This is a genomic window from Gracilibacillus thailandensis, assembly GCF_010994055.1.
Taxonomy (GTDB): Bacteria; Bacillota; Bacilli; order Bacillales; family Amphibacillaceae; genus Gracilibacillus; species Gracilibacillus lacisalsi.
Genome location: NZ_WJID01000022.1, coordinates 39,422 through 56,818 on the forward strand (window position 1 = coordinate 39,422; position 17,397 = coordinate 56,818).

A 17,397-nucleotide genomic window follows, 5' to 3' on the forward strand; every position below is an offset into this window, starting at 1 on the left:
ACAAAAAAAGTGTCGATAGAAAATTTCTACCGACACTTTTTTTACGATTTTGATTATTGCGCAGTTTCGCAGGCACATTACTCTCCTTCTTCAAAGGAGCTTTTATAGTATTGACGCAACGCTTCAGCATTATCCTTCCACTCAACTGTTTCACCATATACAAGTTGTTGAAATACTTCAAGACAGCGATGCCACCCCGCAGCCATATACATCGCCATAGATGCGTCATCGAAAGAATGCTTAAATGTAAACAGACAACCATCTTCTTTTTCCGTTATTCGCATGTCTAGTAAATCGTCTACTTCTTTAAAAACAAATGTGTCCGGTGCCTCTAACTCCAATACTTCCCCTTCATAAACAGAACCTTCCCCATCATCAAACTTCAGCTTACCACCGACTTCTACATCCATTTCCGTTGTTGCGAATGGATACCATTGGGTAAAGAAAGTCGGGTCGATTAAGATAGCAAATACTTTTCCTGAGGAAAATGGGAATTCACATTTAAATGTTAATGAATATCGTTCATTATGTTGGCTAAGTGTACCGTAATTCATTGGAACAACCTCCTTTTGCAAGCTATTTTAACACATTAACTAGCACTAGTATTACAAAAGCATTATTTAGCATTGACTAGTTTACTGTAGCATAATATGGTTATATTACTAAAGCTTACAAAAAAGAGGAGCTGTTGGTATGAATCCATTAAATAACAGAATTACCGCTGTATTTATTCCCGTGAAGAATATTGAAAAAGCTAGTGACTGGTATTGTGATTTGCTAGATAAAGAACCTCATGATGACTTTCCTGGAGGACACCTCTATGTTATCGAATTAGACGGATTAAATGTCGTTTTGGACAGTAAAATTTACCGGGAAGAAACGATTTTGAAAACACCTGCCTTCCATTTTGATACAGATAATATTGAAGTGGCCTATCAGTATATGGAAAGCAAAGGTGTAGAATTACTCTCAACTATTCAATTTGGCCATTTTTTCACATTTAAAGATCTAGATGGTAACCATATGATGGTATGTAAACGATAGAAATGAAAGGTAGTGGAACAATGGAAGTGGAAGATATATTTAGTGATTTTCCGATCTTGGAAACGGATCGACTACTACTACGAAAGGTATCTTTAGGGGATGTTCGTGATATCTATTCCTATGGTTCTAATCAGGAAGTATCGAAATATGTAACATGGGAAACCCACCAGTCTTTAGATGAAACACTAGCATTTGTCGAATATATTATTAGTAGATATGAAAGTAATTATCTCGCTCCGTGGGCAATCGAATGGAAAGATCAGCAGAAAATGATAGGAACGATTGATTTTGTCTCATGGGATACACAGCAACATATTGCGGAACTCGGCTATGTGATTTCTCAGGACTATTGGGGCAAAGGGATTGTCACGGAAGCTGTTAAAGAAGTTATTAAGTTTGGTTTCAACCATATGGACTTAGAACGGATTCAGGCAAAATGTTTAGTAGAAAACATCGGTTCAGCAAGAGTGATGGAGAAAGCAGGTATGATGTTTGAAGGAGTATTAAGAAAAGCAGTATATGGCAAAGGGCAGCATTGGGATGTAAAGATCTATTCGATTTTGAGAGAAGAATTTGCTGCACAAGACTGAAAAAGCAGCTTGTTAATCCCTGAAGAATTTGTAAGACACCGCTCTAGTAACCACTAGAGCGGTGCTACATTAATTATAAGATTTGGATATACCCTTCTGTTCCATGCACTCTAATTTGTTGTCCATCCTTTATGAGCTTGGTAGCATTTTCTACTCCAACAACTGCTGGTATCCCATATTCACGCGCAATAACTGCTCCATGGGTCATCAGCCCACCAACTTCGGTGACTAGACCTTTGATGGATACAAACAATGGTGTCCAACTTGGGTCTGTAAAAGAGGTGACTAATATATCTCCATCTTCTAGATCAGCATCTTCCATGTTTAAGATGACACGTGCTCGCCCCTCTATAACTCCAGAAGAAACTGGTAAACCGGCAATGGCTTCAGTTGGGATATTTTCTCGTTTGTACTCACCAACAATGATTTCTCCATCAGACGTGATAACACGTGGGGGAGTTAATTTTTTATATAATTTGTACTCTTCTTTTCGTATGTTGATGACCTGGTAATCCAGTTTATTTGTGCGTATGACTTCACTAAGTTCTTCAAAAGAGAGATAGTATATATCTTCTTTTTCATGAATAACGTTGGCCTGTACGAGTTGTTCGGCTTCTTTCAGTAGAGCCTGCTTATACACGAAGTAGCGATTTATCATGCTGTATTTTGGATACTCTCTAAACCCACTGAATTTCCGGATTAGATCGATCATTCGTTTTGTCTCTTTGGCCTTTTGTTCACCATCCGGCAGTCGCTTCAGTCGTTCTAATAACTCGTGTTCTTTTTTCAGAGCCTCTTGTCTTCCTCGCTCAAATAACCGACTGCTAGCATTCGGTTCAAAGTTTTTGATATTGTTAAGAATCAAGGGAACAAGTGTAATGGGTTTTTCGCTCCAGCGATTTCTAGTCATATCGATTTCTCCGACACATCTCATTCCGTATTTGTTGAGAAAAGTAATTATTGCCTCTCGGATTTTTTGCCCACCTTCAAACTTCAACAGTTCTTCCAAAAAGTTTTCATCTTTTACATGGTGCAAGAAATCAATTACTTCCGGATAAGGTCGTATGACATCTGCCACATCCAATAACTCTAGCCCCATCTCCGATGTAATATTGTTTGGTACAGATTGAGAAATCGTATCAGCTACGTTTTTTTCACCTAGCCACTTCTTCATGTTTTCATTGATCCATGATGGAGCATTCATAGCAGTCATCACTACAACGGAAGTTTTTGGGTCAAATAAAATCTTTTTTAATTGCTGGATATCTTCTCGAATAAAAACAACTAAATCTGATCCAGATTTAGTTCGAATATTTTGTTTTAACTCTTCGATCGAAATCTGACTACTCTTAATCAAATCAGAAACGATTGTCGGGTCATGTTCGATTTGTTCTTGCCCCCAAGACGATATAGCTTTATTGCTTTCACTGGGATTCAGTTCTTTTTCATCCGATGAAGATATTATAAACCCTTCTCGCTTTACGATAGTTAGGAGTGCGTCTTTGATGAGTGGATCAGATTTCCCCAGGTTACCTATTACCGTTTTTCTGCTGTCGGGTGAAGCCAGCTTATCTGTGGTATCAACAAACAATCTGCCACCAGCTATACGCATAGGGGCAGGTGTCGTTAACAGATAAAAAGACAATCCTAATGGTTTCATGGGATCAGTCATCATTTGTTGATGGCCAACTGATACATAGACGTGATTATTTGGATCATTGACTTCTGGGATGGGATATAAAGTAGTGATTGGACGACTCTGGAGAATATAAAATGTACCATTCACCAAACACCATTCGATATCTTGTGGGCAACCAAAATAAGCTTCAATCCGTCTTCCGATGCGCGCCAGTTGTAAAATGTGTTGTTCAGTAAGTGTTTGAGTCTTTTGCCTTTCCGGATCGATCTGCCATTTCTCCGTCCCGCCCTCTTTTAATGGATGGATAGCCACTTTTTTGGTAGCTATCATCTGATCGATGATTTCCTCTTCCTGAACTTTATAACAATCTGCCGATACCAATCCAGAGACCAGTGCTTCTCCAAGCCCAAAACTGGCATCGATTGATAGTACCTTTCGATTAGAGGTAATTGGATCAGCGGTATATACTATCCCTGAAGCTTCTGGGAAAACCATCCTTTGAATGATAATAGATATATACACTTCATTATGATTAAATCCATTTTGTATACGGTATATTACTGCACGATCGGTAAATAGGGAAGCCCAACATTTGCTAATATGCCGTAAGATTGCTTCTTTGCCGATGATATTTAAATAGGTATCTTGTTGACCAGCAAAAGAGGCGTATGGTAAATCTTCAGCAGTCGCACTAGAACGCACTGCATAAGCATGTTGCTCGCCAAACTTGGAAAGAGTGTGAGTAACTGTATTCACAACTTCGGAAGGAATTTCTACTTCCATAATGAGTTGTCGTATCTTCTTGCTGATTGCAGCAATTTGTTCTCGGTCTTCTACCTTTAACCTTGATAGTCGGTCCAACAAAGCACGATACGTTTCATTTTGGCTGACGGCTTTTTGAAATCCCTCTGTTGTTATACAAAATCCTTCTGGTACGTGTATTCCTTGAATTTTTGATAATTCCCCTAAATTCAAACCTTTTCCACCAACGAGCATAAGCTGAGTTTTTTCTATCTCCTGAAAATCCAGAACCGAAGCACTCATTCTACATCACTCCTAACCATTAAAGTACTATGATTTTAGCAGTAGGAAATGAGAATAAACAGTCTATATTTCCCTTTTTTTATATGCTATAATTAAAGTAGAAAGAGTACTATGCCAAAGTTCTTCACTTCTCTAAAAGATTAAAAACACCTCGTTTCATATGGTATTCATAGAACTGAGGTGTTTTTTTATTATTTATATTATAATTTATTGTTTTGTTTTCAGTATTAATGATTGGCTAACTAATTTCCGGTAACCTGCTTGGACTGGGCCACTTTCATTAAGTAATAGTGTTCCTCACGAGCCATGTGATCAGCCATTGAGGCAGTGAATGTACTTAATACCTCTGCACTGAGCTCCATTTCTTCCAATTCATGCAAAAAAGTTTTAAATAAACCTATTTCTACCTCCACGTCATTATTGAACTTTTTTAATGCGGGGAATGCGTTAACATTGGAACGTAAATAACCGGTCAGCTCTACTGCTTTTAAATAAAATTGATTAAAATGCTCTGTGAAAGCATGACTTTTCTCTTTTAAACGTTTCTCGACACCATCCATTTCATCATTAATCGCGCCCGCATGACCGGATGCATCCAGTAACCAGACAAGGTGATGATGTAATTCATGGAAAATAGGTGGTACCTCTCCTTGCTTCAGATAGCCTAATATTAATAAATACTCTTCCAATTCATTGACCATGTGATTCAAAAATGTAGGTGTCAAATGAATCCCCATTTGACCCGTCAAGTGCCGTTCAATAATGGAAAGCTTGAATTCTCTGAATTGCTTAGTGAGATCCTCCACCATAATCGAGAATGAAATGGCATTGGACGTATCAATAGCACTTGATTGGGCAAGCAATTGATCATACTGTGAGCGAAACATTTTGGCTTTTTCAATATCCTCAGTTTGTGATGGGTAAAGGGAATCATGAATAAACCGAGCGTGATCTCCGAGCACCTGCAGCCAAAATTGATGTTCAAACACAGCACTTTTTAAATAATTGGATTTCAAACCAGACATCCCCTTTTTTTTTGCAATGATGGTTTATTGTATTCGGCAAACAGGGGAAATATTAACGAAATACTCTCAGATTAACGTGTATGTTCCTCTAGTTAGTCTTTTTAATCTTCTATATTCTGCTGGTACAGACGAAGAAGAATTCCCACCATAATTAACCGGAACCATATCTGCTAAAGTAGTACCAATATCTTTCCACTTTTGTTTATATTGCTGACCGATATATATTTCCACTTCTTGAATAGTCATTGGCTTTTGTTTTTCAATGAAACATTCTAAAATAGCTTCATATAACGTCATGATCTCACCTTTCCTTATTTGTTCAGTAATTTATTTTATAGCGAGAAGCTACAATCTATGAATAATAATGAGAAAAAGACAGAATCCAATTCATTATTTGGATTTCTGTCTTTTTTTATCACTTTTTATTTAGGGAATTCCGATTAACTCTCTTCTGGATAAAACTCATAACGAAACCAGGAAAAGTTCGGATCACCAAAATCAGTATTGATTTGTTTCGTCTCACCCGGCTCCAATGAAATCACCTTATCATTAATTAAATTGTCGTTATCATCATAAATCGCAACTCTTATCTTCCCATGAAACTCCCGTTCTTTATTCTCTTCAAAAACCTCACTTAACCTCATCCTCGTTCCATGCTTTTACCCATAATTCATAAACTTGATTTTCGTCTAGAACAGTCAAATAAAAAACTCCTACAATAAGATTTTATACTATATTCAAGTTCTTTCGTGAAATACCTTCAATCATTCCACAAACTGGTCCTTTTCTTCTTATATCCTCTATGCATAGTATATTTCATTAGATAGCTGTTGAGGGGTGATTTTTGTACGCTATTAAAACCCTTTTTTGACATCAACTTTATTAGATAAAGGTTTATCCTTTTCTAAATTTTCAAGTGTGTCAACAAAACATTCTACCGCTTCTTTAGCAGTTGTCACAGCTGAAATATGTGGTGTAATCATCACGTTTGGGTGTTGCCACAATGGACTGTGTTGTGACAGTGGCTCCTCTTGAAATACATCAAGTACAGCAAACCTAACCTGACCAGTATCCAATGCATGTATGAGATCTAATTCACTAACAGATTCTCCCCTGCCAACATTGATAAAGCCGACACTCGATAAACCTGAAAAAATATCTTTGTTAATTAAATGCTCTGTTTTTTCCGTTAATGGCAAGGTATTAATCAGATAATTCATTTTATTCATTAATGAAGAATTCGAGTCAACTGTAAATACCTCTTTGAAATATTCCTTTTGTTCACCGCTCCATGATACTCCGTAAACTTCTACATCAAAAAAGGAAAGGACTTGTGCTATTTTTTGACCTATTTCTCCTGTGCCATAAATCATTACTTTTGAATCGTTTAACATCTTAGGTGTGGTAGGTTTCCAATGCTTCTCCGCTTTCTGTTGAAAGAATTGATCATGATACTGTAAGTCTTTTAGTATGTAGCTAAGGCAATACTCACTAATTCTTTCTCCAAACGAACAAATCGTTCTGGTTAAGATTACATCGTCATTCCATTTCTTTCTAAATAAGAAACTATCTACACCAGCACCTAGAGAATGAACCCATTTCACTTTACTATAGTCATAACTTGCTCTAGTTTTGAAAGATATAAACGCATCAGCCCAGTCTAAATCTTCCTCGCTTATTTCTTCTTCTGTCAAATAACGAAATTCCTTGTCTAATTTATAATCTTCTATCAGATTCCGCATTTCTTGATTCAAAGGGCTTACAAATAAAATATGGTTGATTTTCATTGGTGTTCTCCTTTCGATAATGAACGCCTTGTCAAAAGGGGCAATATACAATTCCGTTATCTAAGTATTATCCCCAATGACTAGGCTTTTCTAAATAACTTGGAAGTCTAGTACGTCCATCTCCTTTTGCTGAATTAATTTGAGATTGTGTAAGAAAAAGAGCACTTGTCAAATCAGCACTATATAACTTAGCATCTCGAAGGTCTGACCCGATAAAATCTACTTTTCTTAAATCACTATTGCTTAAATCTGCTGCTATCAATAGCTTCCCGCGAAAGTCCTCTCCTTTAAGATCTGACCCTTCTAAACTTTCCCCTATTAAATCATTTGTCTCCATTATTCTTTTATTTTTATTCATGAAGTCTTTCCGATACCATTGACTCGTCTTTTTCAACAGACTGTTGACAATGCTTCTATGTTCCATAATATTCAATTCTAGAATCTCTTTTGGATGCTTCTTAGTTAGTTTTACAGTATCATTATAAATTTGCTGAAGATGGTCATGTAAAGGTTCTGTTTCCATTATTATCAATGCTTGTTTGAGGTACCAAAGCATTTCATGTAGTTGCTGAACAATAGGAAACACAGCAAACATCTCTTCTGCATGTTCACTATCTTCACGCCAGTCTTTCCCACCATAGATAGTTTGTGAAACATGCTGACCTGCACCAAAGCATTCATACGTAACACAACCATTAAAGCCTTTGTCTTTCAATTGGTCATGAATGGAACACATATTATTGGAGCATAAGTTTCGACATGGTTTTCCACCATCTTTAGTGAAGGGAAAATCATGAGACTTACCAAATGGTAAAGCTACACAACATAAAGCAAAGCAGTTTTTACAATCTGATTTAAGATCATTTAGCATTTTCAATAGTTCCTCCATATTTTTGACAGTGAATTATTAATCATATTCTATCACACTATCACTTGAATGCCTTGAAAAGAGCAAAAAATAAGAAATCAATAAGGAATGAAAATGAAATGATTCTATTAACTTTATAGATTATAAGGAGGACAATAAATAACGGTAAACATTACCCCTACGTATTTAATGATGGATGGAAATGCAAGAAACGCAATCCAATATTATTAGGCAGCACGTTGAACAATCAAGACGGTTTCTGTAGTTAAAAGGGGAAGCTCAGGTGAAAATGCCTTTTCAAAAACAATCATTTTGCCCAGAATACGTCCGATACGGGATAAAGTAAAAGTAATCATACAAAATTTCAGGTCTGTTCCTGCTATGAATCCAGCAGAGCACAGACCTGAAATGTGTTTATAAACACTCATTTTATTTATGATGTTTTTACTTTTCTATATACTAGCACACCTACCCCAGTGATTAGGACGAGTGCTCCTAATAAGAGAAATGTATACATATTAGTAGCCGTATCCGGGAGACGCTCTCCTTCTTCTTGATTACTTTCATTACCAGAGCCTGCTTCATTGTTATTATCTTCTGAAGTTTCTTGGCCATTTTTTTCTTCGGAATCTACTTTATCTTCTTCATCTTCAGAACCTACTTTGTCAGTATCCTCGTCTGTATTTTCACCGTCACCTGATCCATCATTAGATCCGTTATTGTCAGTTCCTTCACCAGTGTCGCCGCCATCCTCTTGACCTTCTTCATCAGGAGTTCCATCATTGTCCTCTTCAGGTTTCTCAGGGGCTTCAGGTTCTTCCCCTAATAAGTCAGTTATGCGACCTTCGATAACCGGATCAACCACACCACCTAAATCTTCTACCATATAATCACGTAATTGTTCCCAGTCAATTTCACCGATATCTCTCACTCGTCCTTCATCATACGCTTGAGCAAAGACTTCAAAACCGTCTCCACCTTTACCAGTGAAATTGTTTGTTGTTACTAAATAAGTTTGGTCTAAATCAATATCCTCATATTCACCTTCCACTTCTACTTCCATCGTCACAATTCGGGATCCAGGTTCTTTAGTGCTATCATAGTTAAATTTCATACCAGCAACCTGTAAGAATCCACCGCTTTCTGCAGGTGCTTGTCGGACGCTGTGCTCTAAAATTTCTTTAATTTCCGCTCCTGTTAATTCTGCAACAACTGGATCATTTCCAAACGGTAATACGGCAATCACTTCTCCAACAGTAATAGGACCTTCATCAATTGCCGCACGGATTCCTCCACCATTTTGCATGGCAATCACAACTTCTGGATTTTTTTCTCGCGCCTTTGCTAGCATTGCATCAGTGATAAGATTTCCTAATTCTGTTTCATTTGCTCGAACACTAACATCACTATCACCTAAGCGGGGATTTGGAATATCTTTCATCGCCACTGCGCCTGTTTCTTGATTGGTTAGCTCATCTACTTCTTCTTTGTAGGAAGACAGTACTTCCTCAGCTTCTGGATCAGCTTCTTTTTCGTTAATATCGATTAGTTGACCTTCATATCCTACAACTACACCATTTTCATCAAAATTAACATCTAATTTACCCAGTAGCTGTGCGTATTGATGTGCCTGAACGATAACAGTTGGATCTTTTTCTGCTCCATTCTCATCTGTTGATACAACAACTGGTTCATCTAATCTGGTATGAGAGTGTCCACCAACAATGACATCAATCCCGTCGACACTTGCTGCAAGCTGTAGGTCATTTCCTATATCTGGTGTACTATCATAGCCAATGTGGTTTAATGCAATAATCTTGTCCACACCTTGTTCTTCAAAAGCTGCAACAGCTCGTTCGGCTTCTTCTATATAGTTTAAAAATTGCACATTTACCGGACTCGAAATATTCGCTGTATCTTCTGTCGTCAGCCCAAAAATACCAACCTGTTCTCCATTGACTTCTTTAATAATACCGTCATAGACAGATCCATTATCAGGTGAATCAGAAAATACATTTTCACTTATGTAAGAAGCCATAAATGGATCCCCTGAGAAATCAATATTAGTTCCAAGGAATGGGAACTGTGCCTCCGCTACAAATTCTGATAGAGACTCATGTCCATCTTCACCTGAACCCAAATCAAACTCATGATTCCCAAATACCATTGCATCGAAATCCATTAAGTTTAATAAGGCCAAATCAGCTTTTCCATGAAATTGGTTAAAATACAAAGTACCTGAAAAAACATCTCCAGCATGAAGTAATAGTGCTTCAGGATTATCAGCTCGTACTTCTTTTACAGCTGTTAACATTCGAGGTAATGGTTCTACATGTGCATGTGTATCATTCATATGCATGATTGTTAATGAAAAATCGCTGTCATCCTCTGCAGCCAATGTACTCGTAGGTAAGACTATCGTTAATACTAAGACAATAATAGCAACCATTCTGAAAGAAAAGCCGAATCTCATATTACTTGCCATATCATGATTACCTCCTAATTATTTTTTGTTTTCTACTAAATCTATTATGTTAAAACACTAGATGTAAGTATTACAGAACAAGTGACAACATCTACCTACTTTCATTCTAGAAATCTACTATTAACTTAGAATTAAAGTATCGTAAAATATATGTAAATCTATACCAATTATAAAGTCTTAGAATCGTTACGTAAATGATGACTTAGGAACAGATAAAGAAAAGGTGATCATCTCTAGTCACCTTTTGGTTTTTATAACCCCAATTTTGCATTTGAAATTGCCTGTATACAAAGTCCAAAATTGATTTAGGTAAAACTGCACTACACCAGATTCCATACTAACTGAGTTTCTTCATCTCAAGGTATAAAAATCCCCTCTTCACATAAAAGAAGAGAGGCATAAAATAATGAATTAATTCATATAACGGTATTCCATCAATTGCTTCAACATTTCAATCTCCTCTAATAGTTCCTTTCCAACATTGGTTTCTCTCACTTTCTTTCGTTCGAGTTCTTTGTCTACTACTCTTCTAACTGATAAAACATCTGCACCATTTAGCAGAACATCCTCTTTAGAATTAAAATGTTGGTGAGCAACTAACTGCATGCCAAATGAATTATATAACAACGTATACCCAGCAATACCAGTAGTTGACTGATACGCTTTGGAAAACCCACCATCAATGACAATCATTTTACCGTTTGCTTTGATTGGATTCTCTCCTTCTACTTCTTTAACAGGGGTATGGCCATTGATAATATGACCTTGATCAGGATCAAGATCAAATTCTTCCAACATTTTACGGCATACTTCCTCATCTTCTCTCAAATAAAAATAAGGATTTTTTTGTTCTTTATGTGCTTGTTTATCTGTAATGAAATAGCGCTCAAATGTTGTCATTGCACGTTTTCCAAACAAAGATGAATATTCCCCTGTCCAGAGATACCAAACCATGTCTGTTGCCAGATCATCTGTCTCTTCCAAATTCGCAAAAGCATGGCGTAAGTATTCTTCAAACTTATCCAGTAAGTCACGGCCTTTATAGGTGTTTCCTTCAATCTCCATCTGTTCCATATTTCCGTCTTCATCAACAGGAATACAACCATGAATTAGTAAATTGCCGTTATATCTTAAGTATAGATTTCCTTTTTTTATAAGAAACTTCATATGTCTCGATAATTTCTCCGAATATTGTACCGAAAGCAAGAGTTTATCGATTACCTCCTCTTCTTCCGGTAACAGTTTTGCCGGATTTTCTGGATCTACTGTAGCAAAGCAAGTATTTTCAAGTGAATATGTTTTTCCATAAATCGTTACCTGATTCTTCTCATAATCTACTTTCTCCAATAAAAGTCTTTCCGACATATTAAAGAATGGACGTCGTTTAATAATGGGACTTTCTAATTTAAATTGAATCATCGCTATCGCCTGATGAATTTTAGTAATTTGTAATGCCTCATCCGCTGATAGAGGTTTATCAGGATGCTCCTTCGGTCTGAAAGCAGGGTTATCATCATAGTATTTTTCAGCTAAATTTAATAATGGCCTAAGATTAATTCCATAAACATCTTCAATAATATCGAGGTTATCATAACGGGCACAAATACGAATGATATTGGCAAGGCAAACCTTCGAACCGGCAAAAGCACCAATCCATAGAACATCATGGTTTCCCCATTGGATATCTAGAGAATGATAATTAATGAGCGTATCCATAATTTTATCTGGGTCAGGTCCACGATCATAAATATCTCCTACTACATGAAGATGATCCACTACCAACTGTTGAATCGTATAAGCAAGTCCGGTGATCAGTTTATCCGCCTGACCTAGCGTAATGATCTGTTGGACGATTTTTTCATAATACGGTTTTTTGTTGGAGTATTTATCAGATTTATAAAGCAATTCTTCAATAACATAGACAAACTGTTCTGGTAATGCCTTGCGCAGCTTTGAGCGCGTATACTTAGAAGATGCGTATGGAATCAGTTGAATCATATCGCAAATAATTTTCTCATACCAGTTATGTAAATCGTGTTTATGATTAAAATTATTTTTGATTAATGTTAATTTCTCTTCAGGATAGTAGACCAAAGTAGCGAATTCATTAATTTCATCTTGTGACAATTTATCTTTGAAAATATCCGTTATTTTTTCTTTCACTTTTCCTGAACCATTTCTCAGCACATGTTGAAATGCATGATATTCCCCATGCAAATCACTGACAAAGTGCTCCGTACCTTTTGGTAAGTTCAGAATTGCTTTCAGGTTAATGATTTCGGTTACCACTTTTTCTTCACTGTCATATTTTTCAGCAAGTAAGTCTAGGTATTTCGTATTCAATGTGTAGATATCCCCTCTCCGTTATGTATCACGGCACTATTTGTGTCCGTAAAGCTCCATTATTGGCAGCCTGATTTTATATAGCATTATTGTAACAATTAATGCAACACATTTCTAGTAATCACTTTTTTAATACAACACTTTATCAAAAAATGTTGTGTTAAAAATTATTTCTCGGGAAATATCGGCATTACTCCTCAGCTATTTCGTTTCAACGTCGATTTGCGCTATAATATCATTCAGGAGGGGTTACATGTCGACATATACTGTCATTGGCGGTGGAATTGCCGGAGCTTCCATAGCCTATCATCTTGCCAAAACCGGGAATTCTGTTACTGTCTATGATCGCTATGATAAAGGACAAGCAACTACTGCTTCAGCAGGGATCATTTGCCCATGGGTCAGTCAGCGCAGAAATAAAAAATGGTACAGACTTGTTCAGGAAGGTGCTCGTTATTACCCGGATTTCATTCAAGAACTCGAGGAAACAACCGGGCAGTTTACTGGATACAAACGAAATGGAGCGATATGTCTATTTAAAGATGAGCGGATTCAGCAACTCGCATATGAACGGATTTCTGCCAAACAGGATGGATCACCTGAAATGGGAGATGTTTATAAACTGACAAAAGCAGAAGTGAAAGAAATGCATCCACATCTGACTGATTGTTATCCAGCAGTATTTGTAGAAGGAGGCGGGCAAATCCGTGGAGAAAGTCTGCTTTCAGCTTTAAAAGAAGGGATAAGCCTTCATGGTGGTAAATGGATACAACAAGCTATCAAGCCTGAAGAGGCAGAAGGTACTGTTATTTATGCTGCTGGTGCATGGGCTGGTGAGTATTATCAAACACCTTTAGTCCGTCATCAACGGGCAGAATTATTGCACCTCAAACTGGATGATGCATACCAAAGTAAAGAAACTCCCGTTGTGATGGGACTTGGACCAATGTATATTGTAGGAACTGATCATAATCAGTTTGCGATTGGAACAACACACGAGGATACCGAAGATTTTTCCATTGCCCCGTCAGAAGAAAATCAGCAATACCTTCATCATGAAGCAATGCGTTATTTTCCGGAAACTACTATCCAAGACCAATTTATGGCTGTAGGATTACGTCCTTTTACAAGGGATTCATTGCCGTATATTGGATGGACTGCAGATCATATCTTTTCCGTGAATGGTTTAGGTTCAACCGGATTAACAGCAGGACCAGTGATTGGCAGAGAAGTTGCAGCCTATCTAACAGATAAGGAAACAGTTTTAAACCTGGAGGATTATGCTTACCTTTAAGTGTTCGACAAGATAATAGCTTAGAAGGGACTGAATGATGCACAGATATCAATATTTTTTATCCATCAATTAAACTCACAAATGGGAGGTAAAAGTATTGATACAACATCTATATACGAAAAGACTGCACTTAAGGAAGATGACTTCTGAAGATGCAGCTAGTCTGTTTACCATTTGGTCTGACTCTGATGTAACAGCGTTTATGAACATTACTAACTTTACAACGAAAGAGCAGGCTGAGGAAATGATCTCTTTTCTCGACCGGTTGGCACAAGATCATAAAGCAATCCGTTTTACCATCATAGAAAGAAACGCTAACGAAATTATTGGATCCTGTGGATATAATTCCCTTGATTTCGAAAATAAAAAGGCGGAAATAGGCTATGAAATAGCAAAAAAACACTGGGGTAAAGGCTTTGCTCCAGAAGCAATCTCAACGCTTATGGATTATGCCTATAATAGATTAGATTTCCATCGTATCGAAGCGAAGGTAGAACCGGAAAATGTTAATTCGGTGAGAGTTCTAGATAAGTTAGGTTTTACTTATGAGGGGACATTAAGACAGTCTGAGAAAGCTAAGGATAAGTTTATTGACTTACAGATGTATTCTAAATTAAAAACAGACTAGAATATTTAAAGCAAACCTCAAAAGCGTAACGTTTTTGAGGTTTGCTTACTTTTTTCTTAGTGCATACCTTGTTGAGGTGCTTTTGTATAAGCTTGCAGCATATTATTCATATCTTGAGCGTCTAGTTTAGGTAGTTGATAATAACCATGTTTGTTTTGGTATAAGAAAAGTTCATAGCTCATTTCGATTATGTTCGGAACACTATCTGCAATAATACGACGCAATACCGGGTTGTTCATCTCTACTGCTGCCATAGTGAGTCCAGAAGCCATTGATTTAGTATGACCTAACATAAAAGAGGAAAAGCATTCATCCGTAAACTCATTAACAGACTGCTTTGGTTTTTTTGGTTGCCCAGCCTGAGTGCCGTAAGTAACCTCATTATTTTGCTGCATTTTGTACTGTTGTGTTGGTACTTGTGGATCTTGCCCAGTTTGGAAGCTTTCTACGATTGTGTTATACATTTGCGTAAGAAAGGACGTTTGGCGCTGCAGAATACCTTTTAATTCCTGGTCTTGAATATGTTGATCATACAACTGATACTGCTCCATCATCCCGATTAGGCCACCAATTAATTCATGGGAATCCATCATTTCATGTGCACCATGATTATGACTAGTCCCTTGGTTCGCCATATTTTGTGGCATTTGCGCATTGTTTTGCATCTGATTTTGATTTTGCACTATAAGTAACCTCCTGTATTTAAAATTCAAGTATATATTTTCCTCTTAGGGAACATTTATGTATATAATTTTTCGTAAAAAACAAAAAATCTCGTAAATGTGTTAATTACTTCTAAGAATCATTATCAACTTTTAGGATGATCAAGACAATATAAAAGTCCGGGAATCCCGGACAATTTTTACACTTCTTCAATTATCTTTTCAAGACTAGCTGTCCTATAATGACCATCTATCCCTGGTTTCGTAATCAAATAATCTAAAATTTCCTTATTCTCTAGCGATAATGTTGATTTTAAACCATGAATGATCATACTTAAATATTCTTTAGATGGTGTATGAAAAGGGACATCTAAATCCCAATCTGCAGTGAAAGTGACGATAGGGTAACCATCCTCTTCACCTAAAAACAAAATCGTTCCATACCACGAATCTCGTAATGTCTTGTATCCGCTCTCCATCAGTTTCTCTAAATCGATATGTATCTCCGCTCCGTTATTTTCCTGTTTAACTACATCCATAAATTGCTCTTCTGTTATTAAATATTTTCTACTGTATGTATGGAACTTTTCATCTTTGCTCAATCCGATAAATGCCACACCTTGTCTCTGCCAGCGCTGTGATTCTTTTGCAAAGTAAAGCGGATATGGCATGATATGTGTTCCTTCAGCGATTGGAAGGGATTTATCTCTACACCCTACCTCTCTTTTTTCCGAACCTTTAGGTCGTCCACCTTTGATATAACATAAAAACCTTTCCCTGCTTAAATTAGATCCATAGCTTGCATACCAGACATAGGACCTTTCTTTTGATATAGACAATATACTTCCCCCTAACATTATGCTTAATTTTTGCATGCTTTAACAAAAGCATCAAATATCCCTTGCATTGTTGCGTCTTCACTCGCCATCTCCTCAGGATGCCACTGAATGCCCATTATCATTGGGGAAGTTTTATCGACTCCTTCTACCGCTTCTATGATACCATCTGGGGCAATCGCTACTTTCTTTAGATTTGTTGCAAGCTGATCAATTGCCTGATGATGAATGCTGTTTACTTGGATACTTGAGCTACCAAGAATCTGATATAACTGACTCGGCTTATCGATCTGAATATAATGGGTAGGCTCTGGTCTTGCCGCTTGCTGGCTATGGTTGTTACTAGTCTCGATATCTTGTATGACTGTGCCTCCTAATGCAACATTTAACATGGTTGCACCTCTGCAAAGCCCCAGAATCGGTTTACTTTGTTTTTGTGCATATTTCACCAATTCTATTTCAGTAAGATCCCTTTTTTTATTGGTGTTTTCGATTTTTGTTGATGGATGCGCCCCAAACGAATTGGGATCGATATCTTCCCCACTACTAAGTATAATGCCGTTACAAATACTGACCCATACTTCCGCCATCACTTCTGGACCTGTGGGAATGATGATAGGAACTCCACCTGCTTGCATTACGGACTGAATATGCTTCTCATGCAGATTATAACTGGGAATATTGTTGTGACTAACAATTGAACACGTAATTCCAATTACAGGCTTGATCGATGGAACCATGTTGAACACTACCCTTCCATATTAAATACTTTATGCGCCGTTGTTAAACCTTTTTTATTTTGTAAAAAAAGTTAAAAATTATACTTCTGCATAAAGCCCATTTCCGTCGGTATGGGTTATGCTCTTAGTAGTTTACAGGCTGACCATCTACTTCTCGAATTTATACTTTATAAAATGCCATGAATGGTTAGTTGTTCATCATCGATTTTAAAGTGTCCTTGCAGTTTTGGATTGATCGCTGAAGACAATTTTCGATCTATTCTTTTTGTTCGATGATAATTTGCGGACCATGGCTTGCATCAATCGATTCCAAATGAATATATTGTTCAGGTCTTGTCATTCTTTTCATGATAATAAAAAACGCGAAAAACCTATGATATGCTCCCTTCTAAGTAGACAGATTAAAAAATAA

17 protein-coding genes are annotated in these 17,397 nt (G+C 37.0%); 4 read left to right on the forward strand and 13 right to left on the reverse strand.

Annotated elements, in window-relative coordinates; all coding sequences use genetic code 11:
* Positions 1-77: 77 nt before the first annotated feature.
* Positions 78-554 (reverse strand): SRPBCC domain-containing protein, encoded by a 477-nt coding sequence (locus GH715_RS08515; protein ID WP_153834989.1) that lies wholly within the window; start codon positions 552-554, stop codon positions 78-80.
* 139 nt (positions 555-693) lie between these two features.
* On the opposite strand from GH715_RS08515, the gene GH715_RS08520 reads away from it, so the two are divergent.
* Both GH715_RS08520 and GH715_RS08525 read left to right on the forward strand, forming a co-directional pair.
* Positions 694-1,044, forward strand: a complete 351-nt coding sequence (locus GH715_RS08520) for a VOC family protein (protein ID WP_153834988.1) — start codon at positions 694-696, stop codon at positions 1,042-1,044.
* Positions 1,045-1,064: 20 nt separating this feature from the next.
* On the forward strand, positions 1,065-1,634 hold the full coding sequence (locus tag GH715_RS08525) for a GNAT family N-acetyltransferase (RefSeq protein WP_153834987.1): 570 nt from the start codon (positions 1,065-1,067) through the stop codon (positions 1,632-1,634).
* Between the two features lie 73 nt (positions 1,635-1,707).
* Here the strand turns inward: GH715_RS08525 and ppsA are convergent, their stop codons facing one another.
* The 9 genes from ppsA to GH715_RS08570 all read right to left on the reverse strand — a co-directional run bounded on the left by ppsA (position 1,708) and on the right by GH715_RS08570 (position 12,825).
* Entirely contained in the window at positions 1,708-4,317 is a 2,610-nt protein-coding gene (gene ppsA, locus GH715_RS08530; protein WP_153834986.1) for a phosphoenolpyruvate synthase, read from the reverse strand.
* A gap of 242 nt (positions 4,318-4,559) precedes the next feature.
* Complete coding sequence (locus GH715_RS08535) at positions 4,560-5,342, reverse strand: DUF2935 domain-containing protein (RefSeq protein ID WP_153834985.1); 783 nt, start codon at positions 5,340-5,342, stop codon at positions 4,560-4,562.
* Positions 5,343-5,408: 66 nt separating this feature from the next.
* Positions 5,409-5,639 (reverse strand): hypothetical protein, encoded by a 231-nt coding sequence (locus GH715_RS08540; protein WP_153834984.1) that lies wholly within the window; start codon positions 5,637-5,639, stop codon positions 5,409-5,411.
* 143 nt (positions 5,640-5,782) lie between these two features.
* Positions 5,783-5,986, reverse strand: coding sequence for a hypothetical protein (locus GH715_RS08545; RefSeq protein ID WP_153834983.1), 204 nt, complete (start codon positions 5,984-5,986; stop codon positions 5,783-5,785).
* Positions 5,987-6,196: 210 nt separating this feature from the next.
* Entirely contained in the window at positions 6,197-7,129 is a 933-nt protein-coding gene (locus GH715_RS08550) for a D-2-hydroxyacid dehydrogenase (protein WP_153834982.1), read from the reverse strand.
* 67 nt (positions 7,130-7,196) lie between these two features.
* Positions 7,197-8,000 (reverse strand): pentapeptide repeat-containing protein, encoded by an 804-nt coding sequence (locus tag GH715_RS08555; RefSeq protein WP_153834981.1) that lies wholly within the window; start codon positions 7,998-8,000, stop codon positions 7,197-7,199.
* Positions 8,001-8,224: 224 nt separating this feature from the next.
* Positions 8,225-8,425, reverse strand: a complete 201-nt coding sequence (locus GH715_RS08560; RefSeq protein ID WP_163578551.1) for a hypothetical protein — start codon at positions 8,423-8,425, stop codon at positions 8,225-8,227.
* A 5-nt stretch (positions 8,426-8,430) separates the two neighbouring features.
* Positions 8,431-10,482 (reverse strand): bifunctional metallophosphatase/5'-nucleotidase, encoded by a 2,052-nt coding sequence (locus GH715_RS08565; protein ID WP_153834980.1) that lies wholly within the window; start codon positions 10,480-10,482, stop codon positions 8,431-8,433.
* Between the two features lie 411 nt (positions 10,483-10,893).
* Complete coding sequence (locus GH715_RS08570) at positions 10,894-12,825, reverse strand: fructose-1,6-bisphosphatase (RefSeq protein ID WP_153834979.1); 1,932 nt, start codon at positions 12,823-12,825, stop codon at positions 10,894-10,896.
* Positions 12,826-13,078: 253 nt separating this feature from the next.
* Here GH715_RS08570 and GH715_RS08575 point away from each other — a divergent pair, with 253 nt between their 5' ends.
* Positions 13,079-14,119: an NAD(P)/FAD-dependent oxidoreductase gene (locus tag GH715_RS08575; protein WP_153834978.1), complete on the forward strand. Its 1,041-nt coding sequence runs from the start codon at positions 13,079-13,081 to the stop codon at positions 14,117-14,119.
* Positions 14,120-14,216: 97 nt separating this feature from the next.
* Positions 14,217-14,747, forward strand: a complete 531-nt coding sequence (locus GH715_RS08580) for a GNAT family N-acetyltransferase (protein WP_153834977.1) — start codon at positions 14,217-14,219, stop codon at positions 14,745-14,747.
* Between the two features lie 56 nt (positions 14,748-14,803).
* Here the strand turns inward: GH715_RS08580 and GH715_RS08585 are convergent, their stop codons facing one another.
* From GH715_RS08585 to GH715_RS08595, 3 genes are all read right to left on the reverse strand, one after another.
* Positions 14,804-15,430, reverse strand: coding sequence for a spore coat protein (locus GH715_RS08585; protein ID WP_018932955.1), 627 nt, complete (start codon positions 15,428-15,430; stop codon positions 14,804-14,806).
* 179 nt (positions 15,431-15,609) lie between these two features.
* Positions 15,610-16,248, reverse strand: a complete 639-nt coding sequence (locus GH715_RS08590) for a hypothetical protein (protein WP_153834976.1) — start codon at positions 16,246-16,248, stop codon at positions 15,610-15,612.
* 23 nt (positions 16,249-16,271) lie between these two features.
* Positions 16,272-16,985, reverse strand: a complete 714-nt coding sequence (locus tag GH715_RS08595) for a gamma-glutamyl-gamma-aminobutyrate hydrolase family protein (RefSeq protein WP_153834975.1) — start codon at positions 16,983-16,985, stop codon at positions 16,272-16,274.
* Between the last annotated feature and the right edge of the window lie 412 nt (positions 16,986-17,397).

What these genes read in the sequence shown, in the direction of transcription:
- GH715_RS08545 (WP_153834983.1), bottom strand. Translation starts at nt 5,986, where the DNA reads ATGAGGTTAAGTGAGGTTTTTGAAGAGAATAAAGAACGGGAGTTTCAT.
- GH715_RS08565 (WP_153834980.1), bottom strand. Translation starts at nt 10,482, where the DNA reads ATGGCAAGTAATATGAGATTCGGCTTTTCTTTCAGAATGGTTGCTATT.
- GH715_RS08555 (WP_153834981.1), bottom strand. Translation starts at nt 8,000, where the DNA reads ATGCTAAATGATCTTAAATCAGATTGTAAAAACTGCTTTGCTTTATGT.
- GH715_RS08535 (WP_153834985.1), bottom strand. Translation starts at nt 5,342, where the DNA reads ATGTCTGGTTTGAAATCCAATTATTTAAAAAGTGCTGTGTTTGAACAT.
- GH715_RS08560 (WP_163578551.1), bottom strand. Translation starts at nt 8,425, where the DNA reads ATGAGTGTTTATAAACACATTTCAGGTCTGTGCTCTGCTGGATTCATA.
- GH715_RS08575 (WP_153834978.1), top strand. Translation starts at nt 13,079, where the DNA reads ATGTCGACATATACTGTCATTGGCGGTGGAATTGCCGGAGCTTCCATA.
- GH715_RS08595 (WP_153834975.1), bottom strand. Translation starts at nt 16,985, where the DNA reads ATGGTTCCATCGATCAAGCCTGTAATTGGAATTACGTGTTCAATTGTT.
- GH715_RS08540 (WP_153834984.1), bottom strand. Translation starts at nt 5,639, where the DNA reads ATGACGTTATATGAAGCTATTTTAGAATGTTTCATTGAAAAACAAAAG.
- ppsA (WP_153834986.1), bottom strand. Translation starts at nt 4,317, where the DNA reads ATGAGTGCTTCGGTTCTGGATTTTCAGGAGATAGAAAAAACTCAGCTT.
- GH715_RS08550 (WP_153834982.1), bottom strand. Translation starts at nt 7,129, where the DNA reads ATGAAAATCAACCATATTTTATTTGTAAGCCCTTTGAATCAAGAAATG.
- GH715_RS08520 (WP_153834988.1), top strand. Translation starts at nt 694, where the DNA reads ATGAATCCATTAAATAACAGAATTACCGCTGTATTTATTCCCGTGAAG.
- GH715_RS08515 (WP_153834989.1), bottom strand. Translation starts at nt 554, where the DNA reads ATGAATTACGGTACACTTAGCCAACATAATGAACGATATTCATTAACA.
- GH715_RS08525 (WP_153834987.1), top strand. Translation starts at nt 1,065, where the DNA reads ATGGAAGTGGAAGATATATTTAGTGATTTTCCGATCTTGGAAACGGAT.